The organism is Pseudomonas sp. Tun-23181, assembly GCF_057415455.1.
Genome location: NZ_CM171630.1, coordinates 2925801 through 2950789 on the forward strand (window position 1 = coordinate 2925801; position 24989 = coordinate 2950789).

At 65.2% G+C, this 24989-nt stretch carries 21 protein-coding genes and 1 riboswitch; of the genes, 13 read left to right on the forward strand and 8 right to left on the reverse strand.

Annotation, left to right across the window (positions count from 1 at the left end):
• Positions 1-252: 252 nt before the first annotated feature.
• Both pdxR and ACDI39_RS13935 read right to left on the reverse strand, forming a co-directional pair.
• Positions 253-1719 (reverse strand): MocR-like pyridoxine biosynthesis transcription factor PdxR, encoded by a 1467-nt coding sequence (gene pdxR, locus ACDI39_RS13930; protein WP_225788754.1) that lies wholly within the window; start codon positions 1717-1719, stop codon positions 253-255.
• A gap of 226 nt (positions 1720-1945) precedes the next feature.
• A complete protein-coding gene (locus ACDI39_RS13935) occupies positions 1946-3328 on the reverse strand; it encodes an aminotransferase family protein (RefSeq protein ID WP_253091533.1) in 1383 nt (460 codons plus the stop codon).
• 299 nt (positions 3329-3627) lie between these two features.
• Here ACDI39_RS13935 and thiS point away from each other — a divergent pair, with 299 nt between their 5' ends.
• Together thiS and ACDI39_RS13945 are read left to right on the forward strand one after the other, a co-directional pair.
• On the forward strand, positions 3628-3828 hold the full coding sequence (gene thiS, locus ACDI39_RS13940; protein WP_225788824.1) for a sulfur carrier protein ThiS: 201 nt from the start codon (positions 3628-3630) through the stop codon (positions 3826-3828).
• A 28-nt stretch (positions 3829-3856) separates the two neighbouring features.
• The gene (locus tag ACDI39_RS13945) at positions 3857-4654 is read left to right on the forward strand and encodes a thiazole synthase (protein ID WP_225788756.1); all 798 of its coding nucleotides are present in this window, start codon (positions 3857-3859) and stop codon (positions 4652-4654) included.
• Positions 4655-4918: 264 nt separating this feature from the next.
• On the opposite strand, the gene ACDI39_RS13950 is transcribed toward ACDI39_RS13945, so the two are convergent.
• On the reverse strand, positions 4919-5164 hold the full coding sequence (locus tag ACDI39_RS13950) for a hypothetical protein (protein WP_225788757.1): 246 nt from the start codon (positions 5162-5164) through the stop codon (positions 4919-4921).
• Positions 5165-5378: 214 nt separating this feature from the next.
• On the opposite strand from ACDI39_RS13950, the gene ACDI39_RS13955 reads away from it, so the two are divergent.
• Complete coding sequence (locus ACDI39_RS13955; RefSeq protein WP_253102402.1) at positions 5379-6359, forward strand: AAA family ATPase; 981 nt, start codon at positions 5379-5381, stop codon at positions 6357-6359.
• Positions 6360-6378: 19 nt separating this feature from the next.
• The gene (locus tag ACDI39_RS13960; protein WP_225788759.1) at positions 6379-8103 is read left to right on the forward strand and encodes a cobaltochelatase CobT-related protein; all 1725 of its coding nucleotides are present in this window, start codon (positions 6379-6381) and stop codon (positions 8101-8103) included.
• Between the two features lie 332 nt (positions 8104-8435).
• On the opposite strand, the gene ACDI39_RS13965 is transcribed toward ACDI39_RS13960, so the two are convergent.
• Positions 8436-9866, reverse strand: coding sequence for an amino acid permease (locus tag ACDI39_RS13965; protein WP_225788760.1), 1431 nt, complete (start codon positions 9864-9866; stop codon positions 8436-8438).
• A 394-nt stretch (positions 9867-10260) separates the two neighbouring features.
• On the opposite strand from ACDI39_RS13965, the gene ACDI39_RS13970 reads away from it, so the two are divergent.
• The 4 genes from ACDI39_RS13970 to ACDI39_RS13985 all read left to right on the forward strand — a co-directional run bounded on the left by ACDI39_RS13970 (position 10261) and on the right by ACDI39_RS13985 (position 15520).
• Positions 10261-10953, forward strand: coding sequence for a response regulator transcription factor (locus ACDI39_RS13970; protein WP_317235059.1), 693 nt, complete (start codon positions 10261-10263; stop codon positions 10951-10953).
• Complete coding sequence (locus tag ACDI39_RS13975; RefSeq protein ID WP_225788761.1) at positions 10953-12299, forward strand: HAMP domain-containing sensor histidine kinase; 1347 nt, start codon at positions 10953-10955, stop codon at positions 12297-12299. The genes ACDI39_RS13970 and ACDI39_RS13975 overlap by 1 nt, the downstream gene beginning before the upstream one ends.
• Before the next feature lie 75 nt (positions 12300-12374).
• Positions 12375-14603, forward strand: a complete 2229-nt coding sequence (locus ACDI39_RS13980; protein WP_253079897.1) for a TonB-dependent siderophore receptor — start codon at positions 12375-12377, stop codon at positions 14601-14603.
• 20 nt (positions 14604-14623) lie between these two features.
• A complete protein-coding gene (locus tag ACDI39_RS13985; RefSeq protein WP_225788763.1) occupies positions 14624-15520 on the forward strand; it encodes an alpha/beta hydrolase in 897 nt (298 codons plus the stop codon).
• 32 nt (positions 15521-15552) lie between these two features.
• On the opposite strand, the gene ACDI39_RS13990 is transcribed toward ACDI39_RS13985, so the two are convergent.
• Complete coding sequence (locus ACDI39_RS13990) at positions 15553-16758, reverse strand: RtcB family protein (RefSeq protein WP_486536874.1); 1206 nt, start codon at positions 16756-16758, stop codon at positions 15553-15555.
• A 113-nt stretch (positions 16759-16871) separates the two neighbouring features.
• A riboswitch (FMN riboswitch) is annotated at positions 16872-17013 on the forward strand.
• Between the two features lie 80 nt (positions 17014-17093).
• Between ACDI39_RS13990 and ribB the strand changes: the two genes are divergently transcribed.
• From ribB to ACDI39_RS14015, 5 genes are all read left to right on the forward strand, one after another.
• Positions 17094-17744 (forward strand): 3,4-dihydroxy-2-butanone-4-phosphate synthase, encoded by a 651-nt coding sequence (ribB, locus tag ACDI39_RS13995; RefSeq protein WP_253079899.1) that lies wholly within the window; start codon positions 17094-17096, stop codon positions 17742-17744.
• A gap of 179 nt (positions 17745-17923) precedes the next feature.
• Positions 17924-18166, forward strand: a complete 243-nt coding sequence (locus ACDI39_RS14000; RefSeq protein WP_011531978.1) for an exodeoxyribonuclease VII small subunit — start codon at positions 17924-17926, stop codon at positions 18164-18166.
• Positions 18163-19050, forward strand: coding sequence for a (2E,6E)-farnesyl diphosphate synthase (ispA, locus tag ACDI39_RS14005; protein WP_225788766.1), 888 nt, complete (start codon positions 18163-18165; stop codon positions 19048-19050). Before ACDI39_RS14000 ends, ispA begins: the two co-directional genes overlap by 4 nt.
• A gap of 175 nt (positions 19051-19225) precedes the next feature.
• Positions 19226-21121 carry a 1-deoxy-D-xylulose-5-phosphate synthase gene (dxs, locus tag ACDI39_RS14010; protein ID WP_225788767.1) on the forward strand — a complete coding sequence of 632 codons (1896 nt, stop codon included), beginning with the start codon at positions 19226-19228 and terminating at the stop codon, positions 21119-21121.
• 113 nt (positions 21122-21234) lie between these two features.
• Positions 21235-23127: a TonB-dependent receptor domain-containing protein gene (locus tag ACDI39_RS14015; protein WP_410897081.1), complete on the forward strand. Its 1893-nt coding sequence runs from the start codon at positions 21235-21237 to the stop codon at positions 23125-23127.
• Here the strand turns inward: ACDI39_RS14015 and ACDI39_RS14020 are convergent.
• Genes ACDI39_RS14020 through ribA form a run of 3 tightly spaced genes read right to left on the reverse strand, consistent with a single transcriptional unit; the run spans position 23105 to position 24950 of the window.
• Positions 23105-23917, reverse strand: a complete 813-nt coding sequence (locus ACDI39_RS14020) for a cobalamin-binding protein (protein ID WP_253079902.1) — start codon at positions 23915-23917, stop codon at positions 23105-23107. The two genes, ACDI39_RS14015 and ACDI39_RS14020, sit on opposite strands and share 23 nt — an antisense overlap.
• Entirely contained in the window at positions 23917-24336 is a 420-nt protein-coding gene (locus ACDI39_RS14025) for an MFS transporter (RefSeq protein WP_225788770.1), read from the reverse strand. The genes ACDI39_RS14020 and ACDI39_RS14025 overlap by 1 nt, the downstream gene beginning before the upstream one ends.
• Positions 24333-24950 carry a GTP cyclohydrolase II gene (gene ribA / locus ACDI39_RS14030; RefSeq protein WP_225788771.1) on the reverse strand — a complete coding sequence of 206 codons (618 nt, stop codon included), beginning with the start codon at positions 24948-24950 and terminating at the stop codon, positions 24333-24335. Before ribA ends, ACDI39_RS14025 begins: the two co-directional genes overlap by 4 nt.
• Positions 24951-24989: the final 39 nt, after the last annotated feature.

Sequence of the window (24989 nt, forward strand, 5' to 3'; positions counted from 1 at the left end):
GGTGCTTGCTCTGTGCGGCGCCTTTACGCATGCCGAACTCTCCTGTTGTTGTTTTGATGGAGTCTTGGGGCAAGTCGAGCGAGCCGTCCCTCGTTCATTTGCAAGCGAGGGCTGGCTGCCTTGGGGCTAGAGTAGGAGGGCGGGGGAAGTGGCCGATAGAACCAGTTGGGGACTACCTGTTAAGCCAGCAGGCGGCGCCGAAATGCGTGCTCGACACTGCCTGCCCGAGGGGGTGATTTTCGATGGGCGTGGTCAGCAAAGCCGCTCGATGAGCTCGGCAAGCAATTTGATTCCCGGACGGATACGCTCGGCCGGAATGGACGAGTAGCCCAGACGGAAGTAGTTGAGCGGTGGCTGCTCACCGAAGAAATGAATATCGCCGGGCTCGATCAGGATGCCGTGGTTGGCGGCCTCCTCCTGCAAGCGACGCGCATCCAGGCCATCCGGCCCCTTCACCCAGTAGCAGGAGCCGCCGAAGCTCGGCTCCCTGGAGGACTCCGGCAGGTACTCGCGCAGGGCATCGCCCATCTGCTGATGACGCTCCTCGTAGGCGCGCATCAGGCTCAGGATCAACGCATCGTGGTAACCGCGCTCGAGGAACAGCGCTACCGAACGCTGATTGTTCGCCGCAGGATGACGCACCATCAGTCGACGCAACGCCCGTGCCTCACGGATCAAGGCTTCGGGGCCGACCAGATAGCCAACTCGCAAGCCAGGAGCCAGGGTCTTTGACAGGCTGCCGACGTAAAGCACCCGGTCGTTCTTGTCCAGGCTCTTGAGCGCCGGGATCGGGTTGCCCTTGAAGTTGGTCTCGCTTTCGTAGTCGTCCTCGATGATCAGAAAATCATGCTCCTTGGCCCGCCGCAACAGTTCGTAGCGGCGCTCCAGGGGCATGGTCACGGTGCTCGGGCACTGATGGCTGGGCGTGGTGTAGATAAGGTCGCAGTCATTGAGTTTCTCGCTCAGTATCAGGCCCTGGTTGTCCACCGGCAGCGGCTGAATGCGCGAGGGGTTGAGCATGGCGATATTGCGGATATCGACGTAGCCCGGCTCTTCGATGCCCATCAGGCTGTCGGGGCGCAACAACAGACGCGCCAGCATGTACAACGCATGCTGCGCACCCACCGTGACCAGGATCTGTTCAGGCGAAGCCCAGACACCGCGACGCGGCAACAGGCGCGTCCTGATCTGCTCCATCAACAAGGGGTCGTCGTTGTCGAAACGGTCCGAAGCCCAGTCACGGATCGCCGGGATGCTCACCGCATCGCGACAGCATCCACGCCAGTTGGCGGTCGGAAACAGGGCTGGGTCGAATTGCCCGTAGATAAAGGGGTATTTGTAGCTCTGCCAATCCCGTGGTTTTCTCATGTTGCGTTGCTGCGAGGGCTGCATCACCAGCCGTTGCGACCAGTCCAACGTGGTGGCGACGGCCTCGTCCTGGTCAGCACGCGGCGCGTCGACCTTGTGTGCCAGGATATCGGGATTGACGTAGTAGCCGCTGCGCTCACGCGCGATCAGGTAGCCATCGTCGAGCAGGTGCTCGTAGGCCAGGACCACGGTATTGCGTGCGATGTTGAGCTGCTTGGCCAGCTTGCGGCTGGAAGGTAACGGGCTGTCCGGCGGTATATTGCCGTTGAGTATCACTTGGGCGATTTGCTCGCGCAGCTGCTGTTGCAGATTGGTGGATTTATCGGCAGACAAATGGAACAGCTGGAACATAGCGGCCTCGACTGAACGAACGATAAGCGCTGGTACCGCACAGCACTCGGCCAGTCGCTCAAGAATGCTCTCGCCAGCCCAGCACCAGCGCGGCGATCGTCGAGCAGACTAGCAACAACCCCTCGGCAAGACTATCCAGCGCTCGACATATTAACGTCGCAGAGACACAAAAGACCGGACCCTCGACAAAGCCAAAGGACCGGTCAACCCTGGTGAAACCTATCGATCAGATTGCAACGCGACCCAGTGCGCCATCCAGGGCGACGATGATCTCGTCCAGTTCCTTTTGCGTGGCGATCAGCGCCGGGCTGAAGCACAGCGTGTTGTTGAACTGCTCGAAGCTTCGGTTGGTGCGCCCGATCATCACCCCTTGGCGCATGCAGTCAGCGACGATGGCAATCGCCACGCTCTCCGGCACCGGCTCCTTGGTCTTGCGGTCCTTGACCAGTTCCATGCCACAGAACAGGCCTTTGCCGCGTACATCGCCAATCACTGGGTACTTGTCCTGCAGCTCGCGCAGGCGGCCCATGAAGTACTCGCCCATGTGGGTGACGTTCTCCAGCAAGCCCTCGTCCTCGATGATGCGCATGTTCTCCAGCGCCGCCGCTGGGCCTGCGGTGCAGCCGCCGAAGGTGCTGATGTCGCGGAAGTAACCCATGCGGTCATCGGCCTCCCCCTTGAACGCTTCGAACACCTCCTCGGTGGTCACGGTGCAGGAGATCGCCGCATAACCGCTGGCCACCCCCTTGGCCATGGTGACGATGTCCGGCTTGATGCCGTAGTGCTGATAGCCGAACCACTTGCCAGTGCGGCCCAGGCCACACACCACCTCGTCGATGTGCAGGAGGATGTCGTACTTCTTGCAGATTGCCTGAATGGTCTCCCAATACCCCTCCGGCGGCGTGATCACGCCCCCGCCCGCGGTAATCGGCTCGAGCACCACCGCACCCACGGTATCCGGCCCTTCCGCGAGGATTACACGCTCCATCTCCATGGCGGCGCGCACGCCATAGTCAGGCACGTCACCGAACTGCGAGCGGTATTGGCAGCAATGCGCAAACTCGACGAACCCCGGGGTGAAGGGGCCGTACTGGTTCTTGCGCTCGAACTGGCCGGTCGAACTCAGCGCGGTGATGGTCGTGCCGTGATAGTCCCGCTCGCGGAACAGGATCTTGTGCTTCTTGCCACCGTACTTCTTGTGCGCAATCTGTCGCACTATCTTGTAGGCCTTCTCGTTGGCCTCGGAACCGGAGTTGGAGTAGTACACCCGGCTCAGGCCAGGCATCTTCTCGATCAGTTTCTGGGCGAACAAGGCCGCGGGAATGTTGCCTGCGGAGTTGGCGAAAAAGTTCACCTTCACCAGCTGGTCGCGCACCGCGTCAGCGATACTCTCGCGGCCGTAACCGACGTTGACGGTCCATACCCCGCCAGAGACCGCATCCAGGTATTCGTTGCCCTTGGCATCCCAGACCCGCATGCCCTTGCCTTCGACGATCATCAACGGATCGCTCTGCTCCAGCGGTTTGTGCTGGGACAGGTGATGCCACACGTGGGCGCGGTCGCTGGCCAACGCCTGGGCTGCATCGTACTCGTGCGCAGTTGTTTTCATGCTTACCTCTCGACTGGTGCATTTTTGTTATGGGTCACCGGGCAGGAGATGAACGCCAGGCGCCGATAGATGAAGGAGCAGTACTCGGCATCGCAATGCAGCACTCCCCGATCCACCCCTGGAGATGAAACTAAGAACAAGCAGCGCGCGCAGTTAGAACCAGTTATCGCCCATGGATGATGCCAGCCGTGCAATCGCCACACTGGACTAACGCCACAGCCGCGACTGGCTCTTCAAGCGCAGCGCCAGCGCCCTCACCCTGCGAGCACGAAGCCGTCACCGACAGGAGAACCTGAATGATTGAAGTCACGATCAACGGGGAGGCCCAGCTGTTGCCGGCAGGTATCGACCTGGCGCAATTGCTCGCCCGGCTACAGCTGCAAACGCGGCGCGTGGCCATCGAACACAACCTCGGCATCGTGCCGCGCAGCGAGTATGCCGAGCTGCGCCTGCAGCAGGGCGACCGCCTGGAAATCGTGCATGCCATCGGCGGCGGCTGATCGCCCTGCCCCTCTCACCGGAGCCCCTATGACCATCGCGAACACAACCTGCGACCCGCTCATCATTGCTGGCCAAGCCTATGACTCACGCCTGCTGGTCGGCACCGGGCACTACGCCGACCTGGCCGAGACGGGCGCTGCAGTGGAGGCCAGCCTGGCGCAGATCGTCACCTTTGCGGTGCGCCGCAGCAACCTTGGGCAGGATACCCTCCAGCCCAACCTGCTCGAGGTGATCACCCCGCAGCGCTACACCTTGCTGCCCAATACCGCAGGCTGCTACACGGCCAAGGATGCCGTGCGCACCTGCCTGCTGGCACGCGAACTGCTGGATGGCCATGACCTGGTCAAGCTCGAAGTGCTCGGGGACAGCCAGACCCTCTACCCAGACATCGGCGAAACCCTGGTTGCCGCCCAGCAACTGGTCGAGCTGGGCTTCAAGGTGATGGCCTACACCAGCGACGACCCGCTGGTGGCCCGACGCCTGGAGGCGCTTGGCTGCGTGGCGGTGATGCCCTTGGGCGCGCCGATCGGTTCCGGGCTGGGCATCCGCAACCCCTACAACATCCGCTTGATAGTGGAAAACGCCAAGGTTCCGGTGATCGTCGATGCCGGTGTCGGCACCGCCTCCGATGCGGCCATCGCCATGGAGCTGGGCTGCGACGGCGTGCTGATGAACACCGCGATTGCCCGCGCCCGCGAGCCGATCCGCATGGCCACGGCAATGCGCAAAGCGGTCGAGGCCGGTCGCCAAGCCTACCTGGCAGGGCGCATGCCGCGCCGATTGAGCGCCGATGCCTCCTCGCCGTTGGGTGGCATGTTCTTGTAGATGATGGGCCTGCAGCAGAGCCAAGACGCGGCCAGCCGTAATGGCAGGCAGTAAGGTTTCTACAGGCTTTACTGGGGCTGCTACGCAGCTCATCGCCGGCAGGACATCTCCTGGATTTAGCAGGGTCCCTGTGGCGGCGGGCTTGGCGAGGCGTCGAACCGCCGCGAACACCGGCGAAGCCGGTGCCATGCACCGCGTCGTATTCTTCGCGGGCAAGCCCGCTCCCACAGAGTATCGGCGCAGCTCACTGTCCGACAGATGGACTCAGGCCGTGGCCTTATCGGTCGGCTGCATCAGGCTGGCCATCTTGTTGCCGAACAGCCGGGCCAGCGCCTCGGGGTCGCCTGCGGCTTCGTCCAGCGCCTCGACCACGGCCTGCAGGGTCGGCCGGGTCTTGGCCAGCAATTCGTCGATGTAATACGCCGCAGTGACCTGCGTATGTTTCTCGTAGCGGCTAAAGAGCGCAAGGAGCTCCGGGTCCAGCGTGATCGTCAGGGTATCGGCGGACATCTGATTGACCTCTCAAGGTTGTTCGGCGGCAATCGCCAGGCGTTTTACCAGCCAGGCCATCCTTGGTCGCCATCGCTTCCAGGCCATAGAGCCAGTTTTCGCCCGAGCGTAGTGCCAGCCGCCACTGGCCGCATCGCCCCTCCATAACTGGCCCCTCCCCTGCCCCGGCAGCGTCCCTAGAATCAAGACTTCCCTCCGGCCCGAGACGACACTCATGACCGACCTGAACATCGAACCTGCAAGCCGTCTGGTCCCTGTCCGGGAGTTGTTCGGCATCGACTCCAGCATGCGTGTACCGGTGCTTCTCGCGCCAAACGAACTGGTGCCGGAGAGCGATGCGGCCTATCGCTTCAACCCGGAAGTCACGCTGGCGATTCTCGCCGGCTTCACCCGCAATCGCCGGGTGATGCTGCAGGGCTTGCACGGCAGCGGCAAGTCGACCCATATCGAACAAGTCGCCGCGCGGCTCAACTGGCCTTGCACGCGCGTCAACCTGGACGGCCATATCAGCCGCCTGGACCTGATCGGCAAGGACGGCATCGTGCTGCGTGAAGGGAAACAGGTCACCGAATTCCAGGAAGGCATCTTGCCCTGGGCACTGCGCCGCCCCATGGCGCTGATCTTCGACGAGTACGACGCCGGTCGTCCGGACGTCATGTTCGTGATCCAGCGCATTCTCGAACGCGACGGCAAACTCAACCTGCTCGACCAGAACCAGGTGATCCATCCGCACCCATCGTTCCGCTTGTTCGCCACCGCCAATACCGTGGGCCTGGGCAATCTGAACGGGCTTTACAACGGCACCCAGGTGCTCAACCAGGCGCAACTGGATCGCTGGAACATCGTCGCCACCCTGAACTACCTGCCCCAGGCCGAAGAAGTCGCGATCGTCGCGGCGCGGGTGCCGCACCTGGTCGCCCGACACGGCGAACGGTTGCTGGAACAGATGGTGGCGGTGGCCGACCTGACCCGGCAAGGTTTCGCCGCAGGCGACCTGTCGACCCTGATGTCGCCGCGCTGTGTCATTTCCTGGGCGGAAAACATGGAGATCTTCAGCGACCCGGCGCTGGCCTTCCGCCTGACGTTCCTCAACAAATGCGACGAAGCCGAGCGACCAATCGTCGCCGAATATTACCAACGCTGTTTCGACCAGGAGCTGGCCGAATCGGCGTTCCCTTTGCTGGCACTGGCCTGATCCCTCACAGGAAGCCCCCATGACCCCACCGCCACGCCGCGAGAAACGCCAGCAACAACTCGAGGAACTCTGCGCGGCGACACTGCGCGCACTGTCCGGTGAACGGCGCGTACGCTACCGCGGTGGCCTGCTGGAAGTACGTGAACGGCACGTCCCGGTGCGCGCACCGCACCTGCACCCTGACCCCGAACGCGACGAGAGCCACGCCTGGCGCGGGGTGGCCGACAGCCTGGCACTGCGCTTGAAACACAGCGACCAGGCGCTGGTCCACCAGGTTCTCCCAGCCCAACCTATCGAACGCCTGGTGTTCGAACTGCTCGAGCAACTGCGCGTCGAGTCGTTGGTGGGCGACAGCCATCCAGGCGTCCAGCGCAACCTGATGCGGCGCTTCGAACAGTGGAGCCAGCAGTTTCTCGACGCCGGGCACACCGAAGGGCACATCGGCCTGCTGCTTTTCACCCTGGCGCAGATGAGCTGGATCCTGCTGTGTGGCGGCCGCGCCGGGGAGCAGATGGAGATGCTCATCGAAGCGCCACGCCTGAGCCTGCTCGGCCATTTTGGCGCGGCCTTCGGGCTGCTGCGCCGCTGTCGCCACGATCAGGCAGCGTTCACCGAGCATGCCTTGCTGATTGCCGCCAAGGTGCAGGAGCTGATCGAGCACCTGGATGCCGAACCGTTCGATGACGACCAGGGCAACGTCGCTGAAGCCGACAAAAAAGCGCGTCTGGCCTTCGCCCTGCTGCTGGATGTGAATCAGGATAGCGAGGGCGATATCAGTGACGGCGGTGCTGCCCAAGGTAATCCACGAGGCGGCAACGACGCCTTCGCTTACCAGGTATTCAGCCGCGACTACGATTGCGAACACAACGCTGCCAGCCTGGTGCGGCCCGAAACGTTGCGTGACCTGCGCCAGCGCCTGGACCGTCACCTGGCGGGCCAGGGCCTGAACCTGCCGCGCCTGGCCAAGCGCCTGGGTGCCCTGTTGGCAGTGCCTCGCCGAGATGGCTGGGCCTTCGCCCAGCGCGACGGACAGATCGATGCCGGGCGCCTCAGCCGCCTGATCATCAGCCCCGAGCAACGCGAGATCTTTCGCCATGAGCGCGAACGCCCGCACAGTGATTGCCTGGTCAGCCTGCTGATCGACAACTCCGGCTCCATGCGCAACCACATCGAGCACATCGCCCTGCTGGCTGACGCCTTCAGCCGAGCCCTGGAACTGGCTGGTGCTCGCAGTGAAATACTCGGTTTCACGACCGGCCAATGGAATGGCGGGCGTCTTTTGAAGCGTTGGCGCGGCATGGGCCAACCCGCCAACCCAGGAAGGCTCAACGAACTTAGCCACCTGGTCTACAAGGATGCCGAAACGCCCTGGCGCCGCGCCCGCCCCAGCATCGCCGCGCTGCTCAAGGCCGACCTTTTCCGCGAAGGCATCGATGGCGAGGCGCTCCTCTGGGCCCGCCAGCGGCTGCTGCAGCGTGATGCACGCCGGCGCATCCTGATCGTCATCTGCGACGGTTGCCCGATGGACAGCGCCACCCAGCAGACCAACCAGCAGGACATCCTCGACCTGCACCTCAAGCAAGTAACGCGACAGATCGAGCAGGAGGGCCGCATCGAGTTGTATGCCCTCGGCGTCGGCCTGGACCTGAGCGCCTATTACCGCCAGAGCCTGGAGCTGGATTTGTCGCGCAGCCTGGACAATGCCGTATTCGACGAGATCCTGCGTCTGCTCAACGGCCGATGACCGTCAGTCAAGCGACATTGACGCTGCATTACCCCCCATCGCCGGCAAGCCAGTTCTCATTCTTTGATTCAGCGGGGACCCTGTGGGAGCGGGCTTGCCCGCGAAGAATGCAACGCGGTGTATGGCACCGGCTTCGCCGGTGTTCGCGGCGGTTCGACGCCTCGACAAGCCCGCTTGCTCCCACAGGGTATAGCGGCGCTCGCTGGGGCTCGTTCTCTGCACACCAGTGCAGAGAGCTCGGCTGAAAAGCACTTGGGGCCTGTGCGGTCAATTCGCTCGTTCGAATTGACCGCACAGGCCCCCAGGACAGCGTACTAAGCGTGTGGCAACGGTTAGCTGCTCACCGGTATGACGGTGGGCAGGCCTTTGAGACGCCGCCAGATACTGCGCGTGATGAACGCCAACACCAGAATCGCCAGGCTGACGACCCCCAGCGCCAACGGCATGCGCTGCTCGGGAATGAAGGCCATGCCGGCGACGATACCGAGCATGCCAAGAATGGCGACATAGGTCAGGTAGGGATAGCACCACATCCGCACTTTGAGCTTCTCTGGCGCCTCGCGCTCCAGCTTCGCACGCAAACGCAGCTGGGACAGGGCGATCAGCACATAGACGAAGATCGCCACGGTGCCGTAGGAGTTGACCAGGAAGGCGAAGATGGTGTCCGGCGAGACGTACGACATGATCACCGACAGGTAGCCGAATATCGTGCCGAAGAAGATCGCACGGCGCGGCACGCCGCGTGCGGACAGCTTGGCCAGGCTGCGCGGAGCATCGCCGCGCTTGGTCAGCGCGAACAGCATGCGTGAAGACGCATAGATGCCCGAGTTGAGACAGGACAGCACTGCCGTCAGCACGATGGCATTCATCACGTGCGCGACCCAGTCGAAGCCCATGGCTGCCAGGGCGCTGGAGTACGGCGTGAGCATGGCAGGGGAGTTCCACGGGACGAGGGTGACCACCAGGAGGATCGAGCCGACATAGAAGAACAGAACGCGGGTGATCACCGAGTTGGTCGCCCGCGCGACAGAGCGCACCGGATCGGAGGATTCGGCAGCAGCCACGGTGACGATCTCCGCACCGAAATAGAACCCGGTCGCAGCCACCGCCCCCGTCAGCACCGGGCCGATGCCGTTGGGCATGAAGCCGCCGTGGTCGAGCATCGAACTCAGCCCGTGCTGGGTTTCGGTCGGCCACATGCCCAGCAAGTACAGCCCGCCCAAAAGCAGGAACACCAGGATCGCGGCGACCTTGATCGAGGAAAACCAGAACTCGAACTCGCCAAAGGAAGCGACCGAGGCCAGGTTGGTGAAGGTCAGGATGATCATCAGCGTCAGGCTGATGGCCCAGGCCGGGACATCCGGCAACCAGAACTGAATGAGCGAAGCGCCGGCCACGGCCTCTACCGCGACGACGATCACCCAGAAATACCAATACATCCAGCCGGAGAGGAACCCCGCCAGCTGGCTCGTTTGTGGATGATCGGCCCATGCCATGCGCGCATATTCGTAGAACGACCCGACGGCGGGTATGGCGCAAGCCATTTCGCCGAGCATGCGCATGATCAAGATGACCAGTACACCTGTGACCAGAAAGGAAAGCAGGGCCGCAGGCCCCGCAGACTGGATGACCACACCGCTGCCGACGAACAGGCCGGCACCGATGACACCACCCAAGGCGATCATGGCCATGTGACGTTGCTTGAGTCCCGATTGCAGGCCGCCGTTGGATTGCTCCGGGCGGTTTTGTTGAGGTACGGACATGCTGCTCACCCCATTCGTTATTGTTTTAGGTTGAAAGGCAGTAGAGAAGCGGCCGGGTATCGATCTTAGATAGGGGGAACGAACCTGGCTGCCTACGCAGTGTCTTCCTGGGGTGCAGAACTTTTTAGGACCAATTCCGGCACGCGGCTGGAGCCACGTGGGGACGTCGATCGTGTTCCCGATCGCAGCAAATTGCCCAAGATCTAGTGCCCCTGGCTCCATGACTGATGCCGTGGCCTGTGGGAGATTACACAACCCTTCGGGCAGCGCTACGCAGAGAACATACGGTTGACGAAGGCCCCCTGCGACGAAATGCCAGCAACGGGCCATTGCCTCGACGATCCCGGCAGTGGGATGATTCGTAATTGCAACGAATTCTCATCAAGGCCTCGCCGTGTCTCCCAAGCTTCTCCTCGCCGAAGACGATTCCCACCTGCGCCAGGACCTGGAACGCCACTTCCACGACCGAGGCTTCGCCGTGCACGCCTGCGCAAGCGGCACCCAGGCCCTGGACGCCATGCGTCAGGGCGGGTTCGACCTGGTCCTCCTGGACATCATGCTGCCCGGCGTCGATGGCCTCAGCCTGCTGGACGACCTACGACAGCGCCAGGCGGTGCCGGTGATGCTGATGTCGGCCCTGGGCGCCGAGCAGGACCGTATCAGCGGTTTCACCCGTGGGGCCGACGACTACCTGCCCAAGCCCTTCAGCCTCGCCGAGCTGGACGCCCGGGTCGATGCCCTGCTGCGCCGCGTGGCCCTCGATCGGCGCCAGGCGCAACCTCGAGGTGAAGGCGAGCTGACCCTCGACCAGGGCGCCCAGGATGTCATGCACCAGGGCCGCAATGCCGGCCTCACCGGTTCCGAATACCGCCTGCTGGCGACCCTGCGTGCCCACCCTGGGGAAGCGCTGAGCAAGGCCTTCCTCTACCAGAGCGTCCTGCACCGCCCCTACACCCGCCTGGACCGTGGCCTGGACGTGCATGTCTGCAACCTGCGCCGCAAGCTCGCGGCAATCGGTGCGCAGCATTTGCAGATCCAGGCGGTGCGCGGTCAAGGCTACATCCTGGTCGAAACGGAAGCGTCCTGATGCGCCGTCACCCCCTGCTGTGGAAGCTGGCGCTGCTGCAGGTGTGCTTCTGCCTGCTGCTGACCTGGCTGATCTGGACCTGGGGCCTGTCGGTCGAGCGCCGTACCTACTTCCTCGACCAGGCCGACCGCCTCTACCTGGCACGCTATGCGCAGCAGGCCGAACAGGCATGGCGCAGCGGCGGCGCGGCCGGTGCGCAGGCCTTCCGCCAGCACCTGGCAAAGGCGGAGGACACCTGGGTGGCGCTGGTCGGCCCGCGCCTGGAGAGCCTCGGCACCTCACCGTTGAGCGCCGAGGAGGCGAGCCACCTGACCTTCATGCGCAAGCTCGACTGGCCCATGAGCAAACGCCTGCAGGACGAGCTGCCGTACGTCAGCATCGAGTTCCCCGAACATCCCGAGGACGGCCGCCTGGTCATCCAGTTGCCCGAGCGCCTGCTGCCCACCGGCCTGACCCCATGGACCCACGTGGTCACCCATGGCGTAGCGCCAGCCCTGCTCGCCCTGCTGCTGGGCCTGCTGCTGTATCGCCACCTGGTGGTGCCGCTCAACCGCCTGCGCGACCGTGCCGACGCACTGCGCGCCGATGATCTCGACAGCCCCGGCCTGCCGCTGCTGGAGCGTCGCGACGAGCTGGGCGAGCTGGCCCAGGCCTTCGAGCACATGGCCGGGCGACTGCGCCGGAGCCTGGAGCAACAGCGCCTGTTGCTGCGCACCCTGTCCCATGAACTGCGCACGCCCCTGGCGCGGCTGCGCATCGCCCATGACAGCGGCCTGCCACCGGAGCAGTTGCACGAACGCCTGGGCCGCGAGGTGACAGACATGCAGCGGCTGCTGGAAGACACCCTCGACCTGGCCTGGATGGACACCGAGCATCCGCAGTTGCCCACCGCGCCGGTACTGGTGCTCTCGGTCTGGGAGGCATTGTGCGAGGACAGCTGCTTCGAAAGCGGCTGGGAACGCACCCGGCTGCCCTGTTCGCTAGGCACCGAATGCCGCGTGCAGGCGCACCTGGACAGCCTGGCCCAGGCCCTGGAGAACCTGCTGCGCAACGCCATCCGCCATTCGCCGCCGCAGGGGCGGGTCAGCCTCGATGGCTGGCGCGAGGGCGAGCACTGGCACCTGCGCCTGCGCGACGAGGGCCCTGGGGTGGCACACGGCGACCTGGAACGTATCTTCGAACCCTACCAGCGCCTTCCAGGCAGCGGCGCCGGCTTCGGCCTGGGCCTGGCCATCGCCCGTCGCGCCATCGAACTGCAGGGTGGCCGGCTGTGGGCGAGCAACGCCCACCCTGGCCTGTGCCTGCACCTGGTGCTACCGGCTGCCGAGGAATGTTTAGAAAGTTAATGCGCTTTACTCTCAATTACGAGTAATTATCATCCCTGATCTCCCGCATTCAGCCCGACGTTCCGGAGATCGCAGATGTCGCCCCGCTCACTTCCCCTCGCGCCCTTCCTGCTGTTGTCCAGCGGCCTGCTGGCCAGCGCCGTGCAAGCTGCCAGCCAGCCGCAACCGATCGAACTGGAAAGCCAGACCGTGGTGGCCACCGCCCTGGAGGAGACCAAGCAGGCCCCAGGCGTGTCCATCATCACCGCCGAGGACATCAAGAAGCGCCCGCCGGCCAACGACCTGTCGCAGATCATCCGCACCATGCCGGGGGTCAACCTGACCGGCAACTCCACCAGCGGTCAACGCGGCAACAACCGGCAGATCGATATCCGCGGCATGGGCCCGGAGAACACCCTGATCCTGGTCGATGGCAAGCCGGTCAGCAGCCGCAGCTCGGTCCGCTATGGCTGGCGCGGCGAACGCGACACCCGCGGCGACACCAACTGGGTGCCGGCCGACCAGGTCGAGCGCATCGAGGTGATCCGTGGCCCAGCAGCGGCGCGCTACGGCTCCGGCGCCATGGGAGGGGTGGTCAACATCATCACCAAGCAAGCCTCCAGCCAGACCCACGGCAACGTCACGCTCTACCAGAACTTCCCCCAGCACGGCGACGAAGGCGCCACCAAGCGCATGAGCTTCGGCCTCAGCGGCCCGCTCACCGACAATCTCAGCTATCGCCTGTACGGCAATGTCGCCAGGACCGACGCCGACGACTGGGACATCAACGCCGGCCATGAATCCGCACGTACCGGCAACCAGGCCGGCACCTTGCCCGCCGGTCGCGAGGGGGTGCGTAACAAGGACCTCAACGGCCAGCTGAGCTGGCGCCTGAACCCGGAACAGACCCTGGAGTTCGAAGCAGGCTTCAGCCGCCAGGGCAACATCTATACCGGCGATACCCAGAACACCAACTCCAACGCCAACGTGAAAAGCATGCTTGGCCACGAGACCAACCGCATGTACCGCCAGACCTACTCGGTCACCCATCGCGGCGACTGGGACTTCGGCAGCTCCATGGCCTACCTGCAATACGAGAAGACCCGCAACAGCCGGATCAACGAAGGCCTGGCCGGCGGCACCGAAGGCATCTTCAGCAGCACCGACTTCTACACCTCGACCCTGCGCGGCCTCACCGCCCACGGCGAGCTCAACCTGCCGTTGCAGGCCTGGCGCGACCAGACCCTGACCCTGGGCTCCGAATGGAGCCAGCAGAAGCTCGACGACCCCAGCGCCAACACCCAGAGCACCAGCGAAGGCGGCGCGGTCGGCGGCCTGGACAGTACCGGCCGCGACACCAGCTCCCAGGCGCAGATCTTCTCGCTGTTCGCCGAGGACAACATCGAGCTGATGCCCGGCACCATGCTCACGCCGGCCCTGCGCTTCGACCATCACAGCATCGTCGGTGACAACTGGAGCCCCTCGCTGAACCTGTCCCACGCGCTGAGCGACACCCTCACCCTGAAGGCCGGCATCGCCCGCGCCTACAAGGCGCCGAACCTGTACCAGCTCAACCCCGACTACCTGCTCTACAGCCGCGGCCAGGGTTGCTATGGGCAGACCACCAGTTGCTACCTGCAAGGCAACGAAGACCTCAAGGCCGAGACCAGCGTCAACAAGGAACTGGGTATCGAGTACCAGGCCAACGGCTGGGTCGCCGGCCTGACCTACTTTCGCAACGACTACAAGAACAAGATCGACTCCGGCCTGAGCCCTGTCGGCAATGCCAGCGGCGGTAGCGGCGACTATGCCAACGCCGCCATCTACCAGTGGGAGAACATCCCCAAGGCGCTGGTGGAAGGCCTGGAAGGGACCTTGACCATTCCACTGAGCGAACAGCTGAAGTGGAGCAACAACCTCACCTACATGCTGCAGTCGAAGAACAAGGAGACCGGCGAGACGCTCTCGGTGACCCCGGCCTACACCCTCAACTCGATGCTCGACTGGCAAGCCACCGACGACCTCTCGCTGCAACTGAACGTCGCCTGGTACGGCAAGCAGAAGCCGAAGAAATACGATTATCATGGCGAGCGTGTCACGGGCTCGGCCAACGACCAGTTAGCGCCCTACGCCCTGGTCGGCGCCAGCGGCACCTACGCCATCACCCAGCACCTGAGCCTGACCGCCGGCATCGACAACCTGTTCGACAAGCGCCTGTACCGGGCGGGTAACGCCCAGGGTGTGAACGGTATCGCCGGTGCCGGCGCGGCCACCTACAACGAACCTGGTCGCACCCTCTACACCAGCCTGACCGCGTCCTTCTGAACCCACGACGAGATCGCCCGATGAGCAACATGACCCTGCCCCTGGCCTTGGCGCTGGCCCTCGCGGCCCTGTCGCCTGCTGCCATGGCGCAGCCGGAGCGCGAGCAGAAGATGGACACCAGCGTGCTGCAGCGCCAGGACCTCGCCTATCGCTTCAGCCACCTCGACCTGGATTCGCTCGACGGCAAGCGGCACTACCGGTTGTGGATCGGCAAGCCCGACCGCCCGGCACCTGCGGACGGATACCCAGTGCTGTGGATGCTCGACGGCAATGCCGCGCTGGGTGCCCTGGGCGCCATGCAGTTGGACAGGCTCGCTGCCGGCCAGGCGCCGCTGCTGGTTGCGGTGGGCTACCAGACCGAGCAGCGCATCGAACGCGCCGGGCGCACCTATGACTACACCCCGGCGTTGCCAGGGCAGGCCGACCCGCGCGACCCGTTGACCGGTTTGCCCAGTGGTGGGGTGGATGCGTTCTTCGACCTGCTGGCCCAGCGCATGCGCCCGATGGTCGCCAGCGTCGCGCCCATCGACCTGGAGCGGCAGACGCTGTGGGGGCATTCCTATGGTGGGCTGGCGGTGCTGCATGCGCTGTTCACCCGTCCCGGTGAGTTCAGTGACTATGCGGCGGCCAGCCCTTCGCTGTGGTGGCATGACGGCGCCATCGTGCGCGAGGCCGAAGGGTTGCAACAGCGCCTGGGGAATGACCGCCCGCGCCTGCTGCTGATGCGTGGTGGCGACGAGCCATCCCGGCCGCGTGGCCCGAGCAAGGGCGACGTGGAGCGCCCGGCCCGCCAGCTGAGTGCCGATTTGGCCAAGGTGCCTGGGCTGCAAGTGCGCTTCGAACGCTTCGAAGGGTTGGGGCATGGGCCGATGCTGCCGGCGTCGTTGCAATGGGTGATCGAGTCCATGTCTCGCTAATCCTGGGGCTGCTTTGCAGCCCCACCTGCCCCTCAACCTTTGACGCACACCACCTGCCGTAGGGTATGCACCACCTCCACCAGTTCCCGCTGGGCCCGCATCACGGCATCGATGTCCTTGTAGGCCATGGGGATCTCATCGATCACATCCTTGTCCTTGCGGCACTCCACATGGGCCGTGGCACGACGCTGGTCCTCGACGGAGAAGCGGCTCTTGGCCTTGGTCCGGCTCATCACCCGCCCCGCACCATGGCTGCACGAACAGAACGACTGCTCGTTACCCAACCCGCGCACGATGAAACTCCTGGCGCCCATCGACCCCGGGATGATGCCCAACTGCCCTTTCTGCGCCGACACCGCGCCCTTGCGCGTCACCAACACCTCGCGGCCAAAGTGCCGTTCGCGCTGCACATAGTTGTGGTGGCAGTTGACCGCCTCCAGGCTGGCCTGGAAAGGTCTGCCCAGCACCTTGCGGCTGGCCGCGACCACCGCCTGCATCATCAGCTCGCGGTTATGCCGGGCGAAATCCTGTGCCCACTCCACGGCCTCGACGTAATCGGCGAAGTGCCGGCTGCCCTCCTCGAAATAGGCCAGGTCCTTGTCCGGCAGGCTGCCCAGGTGCTGGCGCATGTCGGCCTGGGCCAGCTCGATGAACAGGTTGCCGATGGCATTGCCCACGCCTCGCGAGCCGCTGTGCAGCATGAACCACACGCGGTCGGCCTCATCCAGGCAGACCTCGATGAAATGGTTGCCGCCGCCCAGGGTACCCAGATGGTGGCGGTTGTTGGTCTTCTCCAGGCGTGGATACTTGTCGACGATCCCCTTGAAGCGCCCTGCCAGCTGGCTCCACACCTGGTCGGCCTGCTTCGGCACGTTGTCCCAGGCGCCCTGGTCGTGGCGGCCGAAGGTCTTGCCGTGGGGCACGGCCTGCTCGATGGCTGTGCGCAGGCCATGCAGGTTGTCCGGCAGGTCGCGGGCATGCAGCGAGGTGCGCGCGGCGATCATGCCGCAGCCGATGTCCACACCCACCGCGGCCGGGATGATCGCGCCCACGGTGGGGATCACGCTGCCGATGGTCGAGCCCTTGCCCAGGTGCACGTCCGGCATCACCGCCAGGTGCTTGTAGATGAACGGCATCCTGGCCGTGTTCATCAGTTGCCGGCGGGCGTCGTCTTCCACCGGCACGCCATCGGTCCACAACTTGACCGGCTTGCCGCCGGCGACTTCGAGAATGTCCATGGGGTTGTTTCCACAAGAGCCTGCCAGTGTCCTGCACGGGACACTCACCATGATACCGCCGAAGGTCGTAGGCCGCCGGGTTGCCAGTGGGGTGGTAGCGTGGGGTATGCTTGCCCGGTCTTCAGGGCGGGGTGAAAGTCCCCACCGGCGGTAAATCGAAAGATGAGCCCGCGAGCGCCCCGGCCATGCCGGGGGTCAGCAGACCTGGTGAGATTCCAGGGCCGACGGTCATAGTCCGGATGAAAGAAGGCGTCAGGCGGGGTGCATCCGTTGCCCCCTGCGCGCGCGTTTTGTTCGCCCCGAGACGTTCATCGATCATTCACGAGGAGCGTTTCATGTCCACCATGCCTCACCCGCAATTCCCCAACGTCACCGCTGCCATCGCCGCCTTCCAGGCCGGCCGCCCCGTGCTGCTGCTCGACGATGACGACCGCGAGGACGAAGCCGACATCATCGCCGCCGCCGAGAACCTCTCGCTGCAGACCATGGCCATGATGATCCGCGACTGCAGCGGCATCGTCTGCCTGTGCCTGGACGAAGCCACCGTCGATGCCTTGCAACTGGCGCCCATGGTGCAGAACAACCAGGCCCGCCATGGTACCGGCTTCACCGTCAGCATCGAGGCGGTCGAAGGTGTCAGCACCGGCGTTTCTGCCCAGGACCGCATCACCACCATCGAAGCGGCCCTGCGCTCGACCGCAGAGCAACGTCATATCGTCAGTCCCGGGCATGTGTTCCCGCTGCGCGCCCGCAACGGCGGCGTGCTGACACGCCGTGGCCATACCGAAGGCTCGGTGGACCTGGCACGCCTGGCCGGCCTGCGCCCGGCAGCGGTGCTCTGCGAGCTGATGAACCCCGATGGCAGCATGGCCCGCGGCGAACAGGTGACGGTGTATGCCCGCCAGTACAACTTGCCGGTACTGACCATCGAGGAACTGGCCCGCTACCGCGAGGCGATGCTGGCGCCCGAGGCGATGCCTGCCTGATCCTGTAGGCCGGCCTGCACAGGTTCTCTGCTGCTCGATTAGTTACGTTTTGTTCCACTAAGAGGCCCATTTGCCAGCGAATGGGCCCGAATACGACGAACGATACCCTGCGCCAATTTGCTCCCCCTGCCCCGCTCTGCTAGTGTCGCGCCGTTCAAAATGCCACCGAGAATGTCGCCATGGCCCGCAAAAAAGCCTCCATCGATTTCGAGCAATCCCTCGCCGACCTGCAAGCCCTGGTCGAGCGCCTGGAGAACGGCGAGCTGTCGCTGGAAGAGTCGCTGGCCGCCTTCGAGCAAGGCATCGCCCTGACCCGTGACTGCCAGGGCGCCCTGGCCCAGGCCGAGCAGAAGGTGCAGATCCTGCTCGAACGCGACGGCGAACTGGCCGCCCAGCCCTTCGACGCGGAGCCGGAAGCATGATCGCCACCTACCAGGCCAGTTGCCAGGCCCGTGTCGACGCTGCCCTGGCCCCCCTGTTCGAGGCGCCTTCGCCCGAGCTGCAGCGGCTCTACGCGGCCATGCGCTACAGCGTGATGAACGGCGGCAAACGCGTGCGCCCCCTGTTGGCCTACGCCGCCTGCGAAGCCTTCGGCGCCCCGGCCGAACAGGCCAATGGCGCAGCCTGCGCCGTCGAGCTGATCCATGCCTACTCGCTGGTCCATGACGACCTGCCGGCGATGGACGACGACGACCTGCGTCGCGGCCAGCCGACCACCCACAAGGCCTTCGACGAAGCCTGCGCCATCCTCGCCGGCGACGGCCTGCAGAGCCTGGCGTTCGATGCCCTGCTCGATCCGCGCCTGAGCCCGCAGCCCGATGCCATCCGCCTGGCCATGGTCCAGGCCCTGGCCAAGGCCGCCGGCCCCGCCGGCATGGTCGGCGGCCAGGCCATCGACCTCGGTTCGGTGGGGCTGAAACTCGACCAGCAGGCCCTGGAATACATGCACCGGCACAAGACCGGCGCCTTGATCGAGGCCAGCGTACGCCTCGGCGCCCTGGCCAGCGGCCGGGCCAGCCAGGCGCAGCTCGACGCCCTGCAGGCCTATGCCCGGGCCATCGGCCTGGCCTTCCAGGTGCAGGACGACATTCTCGACGTGGAAAGCGATACCGCCACGCTGGGCAAGCGCCAGGGCGCCGATATCGCCCGCGACAAACCCACCTACCCGGCCCTGCTCGGCCTCGAGACGGCCAAAACCTATGCGATCGAGCTGCGCGACCAGGCCCTGGGGGCCCTGGAGGGGTTCGGTGAAAATGCCGAGCCCCTGCGTGCGCTGGCCCGCTATATCGTCGAGCGCCGCCATTAAGCCCTGAGGCTGTGTACGGAGCCGCTTCGCGCCCCAGAACGACAAGGGACCACCTGACCAAGCGGCATCGGAGCAGTCCCACGCCCCCAAGGTCCGTACACCCCGTGGTTGAATGGGCAGCTTTTCCCACAATGGGGTAAACTGCCGCGTCTTCACACCTATAACGACTCGCCTGATGCCCACGACGTTTCAAGAGATCCCCCGCGAACGCCCGGTCACGCCGTTGCTGGACCGCGCCGACACGCCCGCCGGCCTGCGCCGGCTGGCCGAAGCCGACCTGGAGACCCTGGCCGACGAGCTGCGCCAGGAGCTGCTCTACACCGTTGGGCAGACCGGTGGGCATTTCGGTGCAGGCCTCGGCGTCATCGAACTGACGATCGCCCTGCACTACGTCTTCGACACACCCGAAGACCGTCTGGTATGGGACGTCGGCCACCAGGCCTACCCGCACAAGATCCTCACCGGTCGCCGCCAGCGCATGCTCAGCCTGCGCCAGAAGGACGGCATCGCCGCCTTCCCGCGGCGTAGCGAGAGCGAGTACGACACCTTCGGCGTCGGGCACTCCAGCACCTCGATCAGCGCCGCCCTGGGCATGGCCATCGCCGCCCGCCTGCAGAACGACCCGCGCAAGTCGATCGCGGTGATCGGCGACGGCGCCCTGACCGCCGGCATGGCCTTCGAGGCGCTGAACCACGCCCAGGAAGTCGATGCCGACATGCTGGTGATCCTCAACGACAACGACATGTCGATCTCGCGCAACGTCGGCGGGCTGTCCAACTACCTGGCCAAGATCCTCTCCAGCCGTACCTACGCGAGCATGCGCGAGGGCAGCAAGAAGGTCCTGTCGCGCCTGCCCGGCGCCTGGGAAATCGCCCGTCGCACCGAGGAATACGCCAAGGGCATGCTGGTACCCGGCACCCTGTTCGAGGAACTGGGCTGGAACTATATCGGCCCGATCGACGGCCACGACCTGCCGACGCTGATCGCCACCCTGCGCAACATGCGCGACCTCAAGGGGCCGCAGTTCCTGCATGTGGTGACCAAGAAGGGCAAGGGCTTCGCCCCCGCCGAAGTGGACCCGATCGGCTACCACGCCATCACCAAGCTCGAGCCCGCCGACAAACCGGCCGCGCCGAAGAAAACCAGCGGCCCGAAGTATTCCGCCGTGTTCGGCCAATGGCTGTGCGACATGGCCGCCGCCGACAACCGCTTGGTGGGCATCACCCCGGCGATGAAGGAAGGCTCGGACCTGGTGGCCTTCAGCGAACGCTACCCGCAACGCTACTTCGACGTGGCCATCGCCGAACAGCACGCGGTCACGCTCGCCGCGGGCATGGCCTGCGAAGGCGCCAAGCCGGTGGTGGCGATCTACTCGACCTTCCTCCAGCGCGCCTACGACCAGTTGATCCACGACGTGGCGGTGCAGAACCTCGACGTGCTGTTCGCCATCGACCGGGCCGGCCTGGTCGGCGAGGACGGCCCGACCCATGCCGGCAGCTTCGATCTTTCGTACCTGCGCTGCATCCCCGGCATGCTGGTGATGACCCCTAGCGACGAGAACGAGCTGCGCAAGATGCTCAGCACCGGCCACCTGTACAACGGCCCCGCTGCTGTGCGCTACCCACGCGGCACCGGCCCCAACGCGCCGATCAGCGGCGACCTGGAGCCGCTGGAAATCGGCAAGGGCGTGGTGCGCCGCCAAGGCGGCAAGGTCGCCCTGCTGGTATTCGGCGTGCAACTGGCCGATGCCATGAAAGTGGCCGAAGGCATCGACGCCACCGTGGTCGACATGCGCTTCGTCAAACCACTGGACGAGGCCCTGGTGCTCGAGCTGGCCGCCAGCCATGAGTTGCTGGTGACCATCGAGGAAAACGCCATCATGGGTGGCGCCGGTGCCGCGGTGGGCGAGTTCCTGGCCCGCGAGGCAGTGCTCAAGCCGCTGCTGCACCTGGGGCTGCCGGATATCTATGTGGAACACGCCAAGCCGGCGCAGATGCTGGCCGAATGCGGGCTGGATGCCGCGGGTATCGAAGCGTCGGTACGCGCCCGGATGGACAAGCTCGGCCTGTAAGTAAATCCAAGGGGCTGCCTTGCAGCCCTTCGCGGGCAAGCCCGCTTCCACAGGTACAGCGCAACGCTGAAATCGACACGCTCTCTGTGGGAGCGGGCTTGCCCGCGAATGCGATGGAACTGCCAATGAAGATCCCAGCCCTCACCACCGCCCTGCTCTGCCTCCCCAGCACCCTGCTGGCCGCCGAACCCGACCGCGACGACGCCCTCAAGCTGCCCGACGTGCTGATCAGCGCCAGCCGCCAGGTGGAGTCGCGCAGCGCCACCAGCGCTGCCAACACGGTGTTCACCCGTACCGACATCGACCGCCTGCAACCGTCCAGCGTCACCGACCTGCTGACCCGCGTCCCTGGCGTGCAGGTCGCGCCCACAGGCGGGCGTGGCAGCCTGCCAGGCATCTTCATCCGGGGCACCAAGTCGGCCCAGAGCCTGGTGCTGGTCGATGGCGTGCGCATCGCCAATGCCACCTCCGGCGACAGCGGCCTGCAGTTTCTCGACATCGACCAGATCGAACGGGTCGAAGTGCTGCGCGGCTCGCGCTCGGCGGTCTATGGCAGCGATGCCATTGGTGGGGTCATCCAGATCTTCACCCGTCGTGGCAATGCTGCCGGCCTGCAGCCACGCCTGCGCCTGGCGGCGGGCAGCCACCAGACCTTCCAGCGCAGCCTGGGGCTGTCCGGTGGCGATGGCCAGACCCGCTTCAACCTCGGCGCCAGCCTGGACGAAACCGCCGGCATCGACTCGACCGGCCCCTCCTTCGCCAGCGATGGTGACCATGACGCCTATCGCAACAAGTCGTTCAACCTGAGCCTGAGCCACAGCTTCGGCGAGCGCTTCGAGGCGGGGCTGAACCTGCTCGACAGCCGTGGCCGCAGCGAATACGACAACCCGTTCGGACGCTTCGACCCGACCACCTTCGAAAGCTTTGGGCAGGCGCCCTACACCGACTTCACCGTCAGCAGCCTGGGCACCTACCTCGACGCCCGGCTCACCGACGCCTGGACGTCGCGCCTGGAGCTGAGTCATGGCGAAAACCGCGACAAGAAGCGCGACAAGCTCAGCGACGAAGGCAGCGTGTTCAATACCTACCGCGACCAGGCGACCTGGCAGAACGACCTGACGCTGAACGAACAACACCACCTGCTGGTGGGCGCCGACTGGTACCAAGACCGCGTGCATGGCAGCACCGACTTCGCCGAGGACAGCCGCTGGAATCGCGCAGCCTTCCTCCAGCACCGCTTCAGCGGCGAACACTTCTCCACCGAGTTGGGCGTGCGCCGCGACCAGAACCAGCAGTTCGGCGGCCAGACCACCTGGAGCGGCAGCCTCAGCGTGCCGTTGAACGCCAACAACAATGTGTTGTTGTCGTACAGCGAAGGCTTCCGCGCACCAACCTTCAACGACCTGTACTACCCGATGTTCAGCAACCCGAACCTGGACCCAGAGCGCTCCAGGAGCTACGAGTTGCAATGGCGCAGCCGCATCGGCGCCAGCACCCGCCTGGAGACCTCGCTGTACCGCACCGACCTGCGTGACGCCATCATCTTCGGCGAAGGCTCGATCCCACGTAACGTGGCCTCGGCGCGCATCAACGGCCTGGAGATGGCCCTGAGCCAGGAGTGGGCCGGCTGGCAGTCCCGCCTGGGCCTGGCCCTGGTCGACCCGCGCGACCGCGACACCGGCCATACCCTCGCCCGTCGGGCCCGACGCACCCTGAGCCTGGACCTGGACCGCCAGTTCGAGCGGTTCGGCGTGGGGGCCAGTTGGCAGGCCGTCAGCAGCAGCTACGACGACGAAGCCAATCGCAACGCGCTCGGCGGCTACGGTCTGCTTGGCCTGCGCGGCAGCTGGAAGGCGAGCGAAGAACTGAAGCTTGAGATGAAGCTCGACAACCTGCTGGACAAAACCTACAGCCGCGCCCTGTACAGCTACGACAACGCCAGCTACGGCTACCGCGAGGAAGGCCGTACCTGGTTGCTGAGCGTCACCTGGACGCCGGCGCTCTAGCCGCCAGCAGCGCACACAGGCGCGCCGTGGCTTCGATCATCTGGCCACTGGGCCGCTCCAGCCCCTTGTCCGGCACCACCAGCAGGCGACCGTCGGCCACGGCACGCAACCGCGGCCAGGCCTTCCAACTGCCCAACTGCGCCGGGTCGCCGGCCAGGATCACCTGCGGGTCGCGCAGCAACACCGACTCCACGCTGACCTGCGGCGCCGGCTGGCGCAGGTCCTCGAATACATTGCGCGCACCGCACACGCGCAGGGCATCGCTGACGATCTGCTGGCCGCCGAGGGTGTAAAGCGGCCTGTCCCAGACCTGGTAGAAGACCTGCAATGGCTGTTCGCGGTGGTAGCGCTCACGCAGCTCCCGCAGGCGTTCGCGCAGGGAGGCCGCGTAAGCCTGGCCTTGCGCCTTGCGCCCCAGGCGCACGGCGATGGCCTCGATCTGCTCGACGAGCTGGTCGAGGTCGTGGGGTTGGCCGACGAACGTAGCGATGCCCAGGCGCTTGAGCTGGTCGCGCTGGGCCGGCGCCACACTGTCGGGCCACAGCAACAGCAGGTCGGGTTCGAGGCTGAGCAAACGCTCCATGTCGAGTTGGCCGTGGCGCCCCACCGAAGGCAAGCCAGCCAGCGCTGCCGGCCGCTCGCCGCCGTCGAGCACGCCTACCAGCAGGTCGTCGGCCTGCAGTTCGGTAACGATCTCGGTCATCGAAGGCGCCAGGCTGACCACCCGTGGGCCACTGTCGGCCAACGCAGCGAAGGACAGCAGCGACAACAGGCAGCAAAGGATGCGCATCAGCCCAACTGACGGGGAATACGGTAGAGGTAGAGCAACACCACGCTGGAGATCGCCAGGAGGACCTGCGGTACCGCCTCCAGGCCGACCAGCACCGAAAACGCCGCCACCCAGGCGGGGAAACAGGCGAACAGCATGGCCAGGCGTCGAGCCTGGGCCAGGGCGATCCAGGCCTGCGGCTCTTCGGCCGAGCCCAGGGCCTTGGAGGTGTCTATCAAGGCGCGCTTGTAGGCACCGAAGCGCGGCAGGCTGAGGAACATGCTCGCCGCACCGGCGATGAACAACGGCATGGCCAGCACGGGGATCAGCGCATCGCCCCCACCGAAGGCCCAGGCCATCACCGGCAGGGGCAATAGCCCCACCGCCAGGTATTGCCACCAGGCCAGGGCCAGGCGCCGCTTCACCTCGCCACGGGTCACGCCTGGGGCACCTCGCCCTGATGCTCGTTGCCCATCATGTGGCCGAGCTTGCCGGCCTTGGTAGCCAGGTAGTGGCGGTTGTGCGGGTTGTGCCCAGTGTGCAGCGGCACGCGCTCGGCGACATTGATGCCCATGCCGGTCAGTGCCTTGACCTTGCGCGGGTTGTTGGTCATCAGCCGCAGCGACTTCACGCCCAGGTGCTCGAGCATCGGCAGGCACATGGCGTAGTCGCGCTGGTCGGCGGCGAAGCCCAGGCGCTCGTTGGCCTCTACGGTATCGGCACCGCCGTCCTGCAGCTCATAGGCGCGGATCTTGTTCAGCAGGCCGATACCCCGGCCTTCCTGGCGCAAATACAGCAGCACGCCACGGCCTTCACGGGCGATGGCCTGCAACGCGGCCTCCAGCTGCGAGCCGCAGTCGCAACGCTGGCTGAACAGTGCATCGCCGGTCAGGCATTCGGAATGCAGGCGCCCCAGCACCGGCTCGCCGTCGCCGATGTCACCCAGGCTGAGCACGACATGCTCACGGCCAGTGGCTTCGTCGAGAAAGCCATGCATGGTGAAGATCGCGAAGGGAGTCGGGAGTTTCGAGGCGGCGACAAAGACGACGGGCACGTTGTGCTCCTGATAAGTAGGAAATTTCATGTGGGCCGA

Bases quoted from the DNA above. Each gene is read 5' to 3' on its own strand.
- pdxR (WP_225788754.1), bottom strand. From the start codon at position 1,719: ATGTTCCAGCTGTTCCATTTGTCTGCCGATAAATCCACCAATCTGCAA.
- ACDI39_RS13935 (WP_253091533.1), bottom strand. From the start codon at position 3,328: ATGAAAACAACTGCGCACGAGTACGATGCAGCCCAGGCGTTGGCCAGC.
- ACDI39_RS13945 (WP_225788756.1), top strand. From the start codon at position 3,857: ATGACCATCGCGAACACAACCTGCGACCCGCTCATCATTGCTGGCCAA.
- ACDI39_RS13950 (WP_225788757.1), bottom strand. From the start codon at position 5,164: ATGTCCGCCGATACCCTGACGATCACGCTGGACCCGGAGCTCCTTGCG.
- ACDI39_RS13955 (WP_253102402.1), top strand. From the start codon at position 5,379: ATGACCGACCTGAACATCGAACCTGCAAGCCGTCTGGTCCCTGTCCGG.
- ACDI39_RS13960 (WP_225788759.1), top strand. From the start codon at position 6,379: ATGACCCCACCGCCACGCCGCGAGAAACGCCAGCAACAACTCGAGGAA.
- ACDI39_RS13965 (WP_225788760.1), bottom strand. From the start codon at position 9,866: ATGTCCGTACCTCAACAAAACCGCCCGGAGCAATCCAACGGCGGCCTG.
- ACDI39_RS13975 (WP_225788761.1), top strand. From the start codon at position 10,953: ATGCGCCGTCACCCCCTGCTGTGGAAGCTGGCGCTGCTGCAGGTGTGC.
- ACDI39_RS13980 (WP_253079897.1), top strand. From the start codon at position 12,375: ATGTCGCCCCGCTCACTTCCCCTCGCGCCCTTCCTGCTGTTGTCCAGC.
- ACDI39_RS13985 (WP_225788763.1), top strand. From the start codon at position 14,624: ATGAGCAACATGACCCTGCCCCTGGCCTTGGCGCTGGCCCTCGCGGCC.
- ACDI39_RS13990 (WP_486536874.1), bottom strand. From the start codon at position 16,758: ATGGACATTCTCGAAGTCGCCGGCGGCAAGCCGGTCAAGTTGTGGACC.
- ribB (WP_253079899.1), top strand. From the start codon at position 17,094: ATGTCCACCATGCCTCACCCGCAATTCCCCAACGTCACCGCTGCCATC.
- ACDI39_RS14000 (WP_011531978.1), top strand. From the start codon at position 17,924: ATGGCCCGCAAAAAAGCCTCCATCGATTTCGAGCAATCCCTCGCCGAC.
- ispA (WP_225788766.1), top strand. From the start codon at position 18,163: ATGATCGCCACCTACCAGGCCAGTTGCCAGGCCCGTGTCGACGCTGCC.
- dxs (WP_225788767.1), top strand. From the start codon at position 19,226: ATGCCCACGACGTTTCAAGAGATCCCCCGCGAACGCCCGGTCACGCCG.
- ACDI39_RS14015 (WP_410897081.1), top strand. From the start codon at position 21,235: ATGGAACTGCCAATGAAGATCCCAGCCCTCACCACCGCCCTGCTCTGC.
- ACDI39_RS14020 (WP_253079902.1), bottom strand. From the start codon at position 23,917: ATGCGCATCCTTTGCTGCCTGTTGTCGCTGCTGTCCTTCGCTGCGTTG.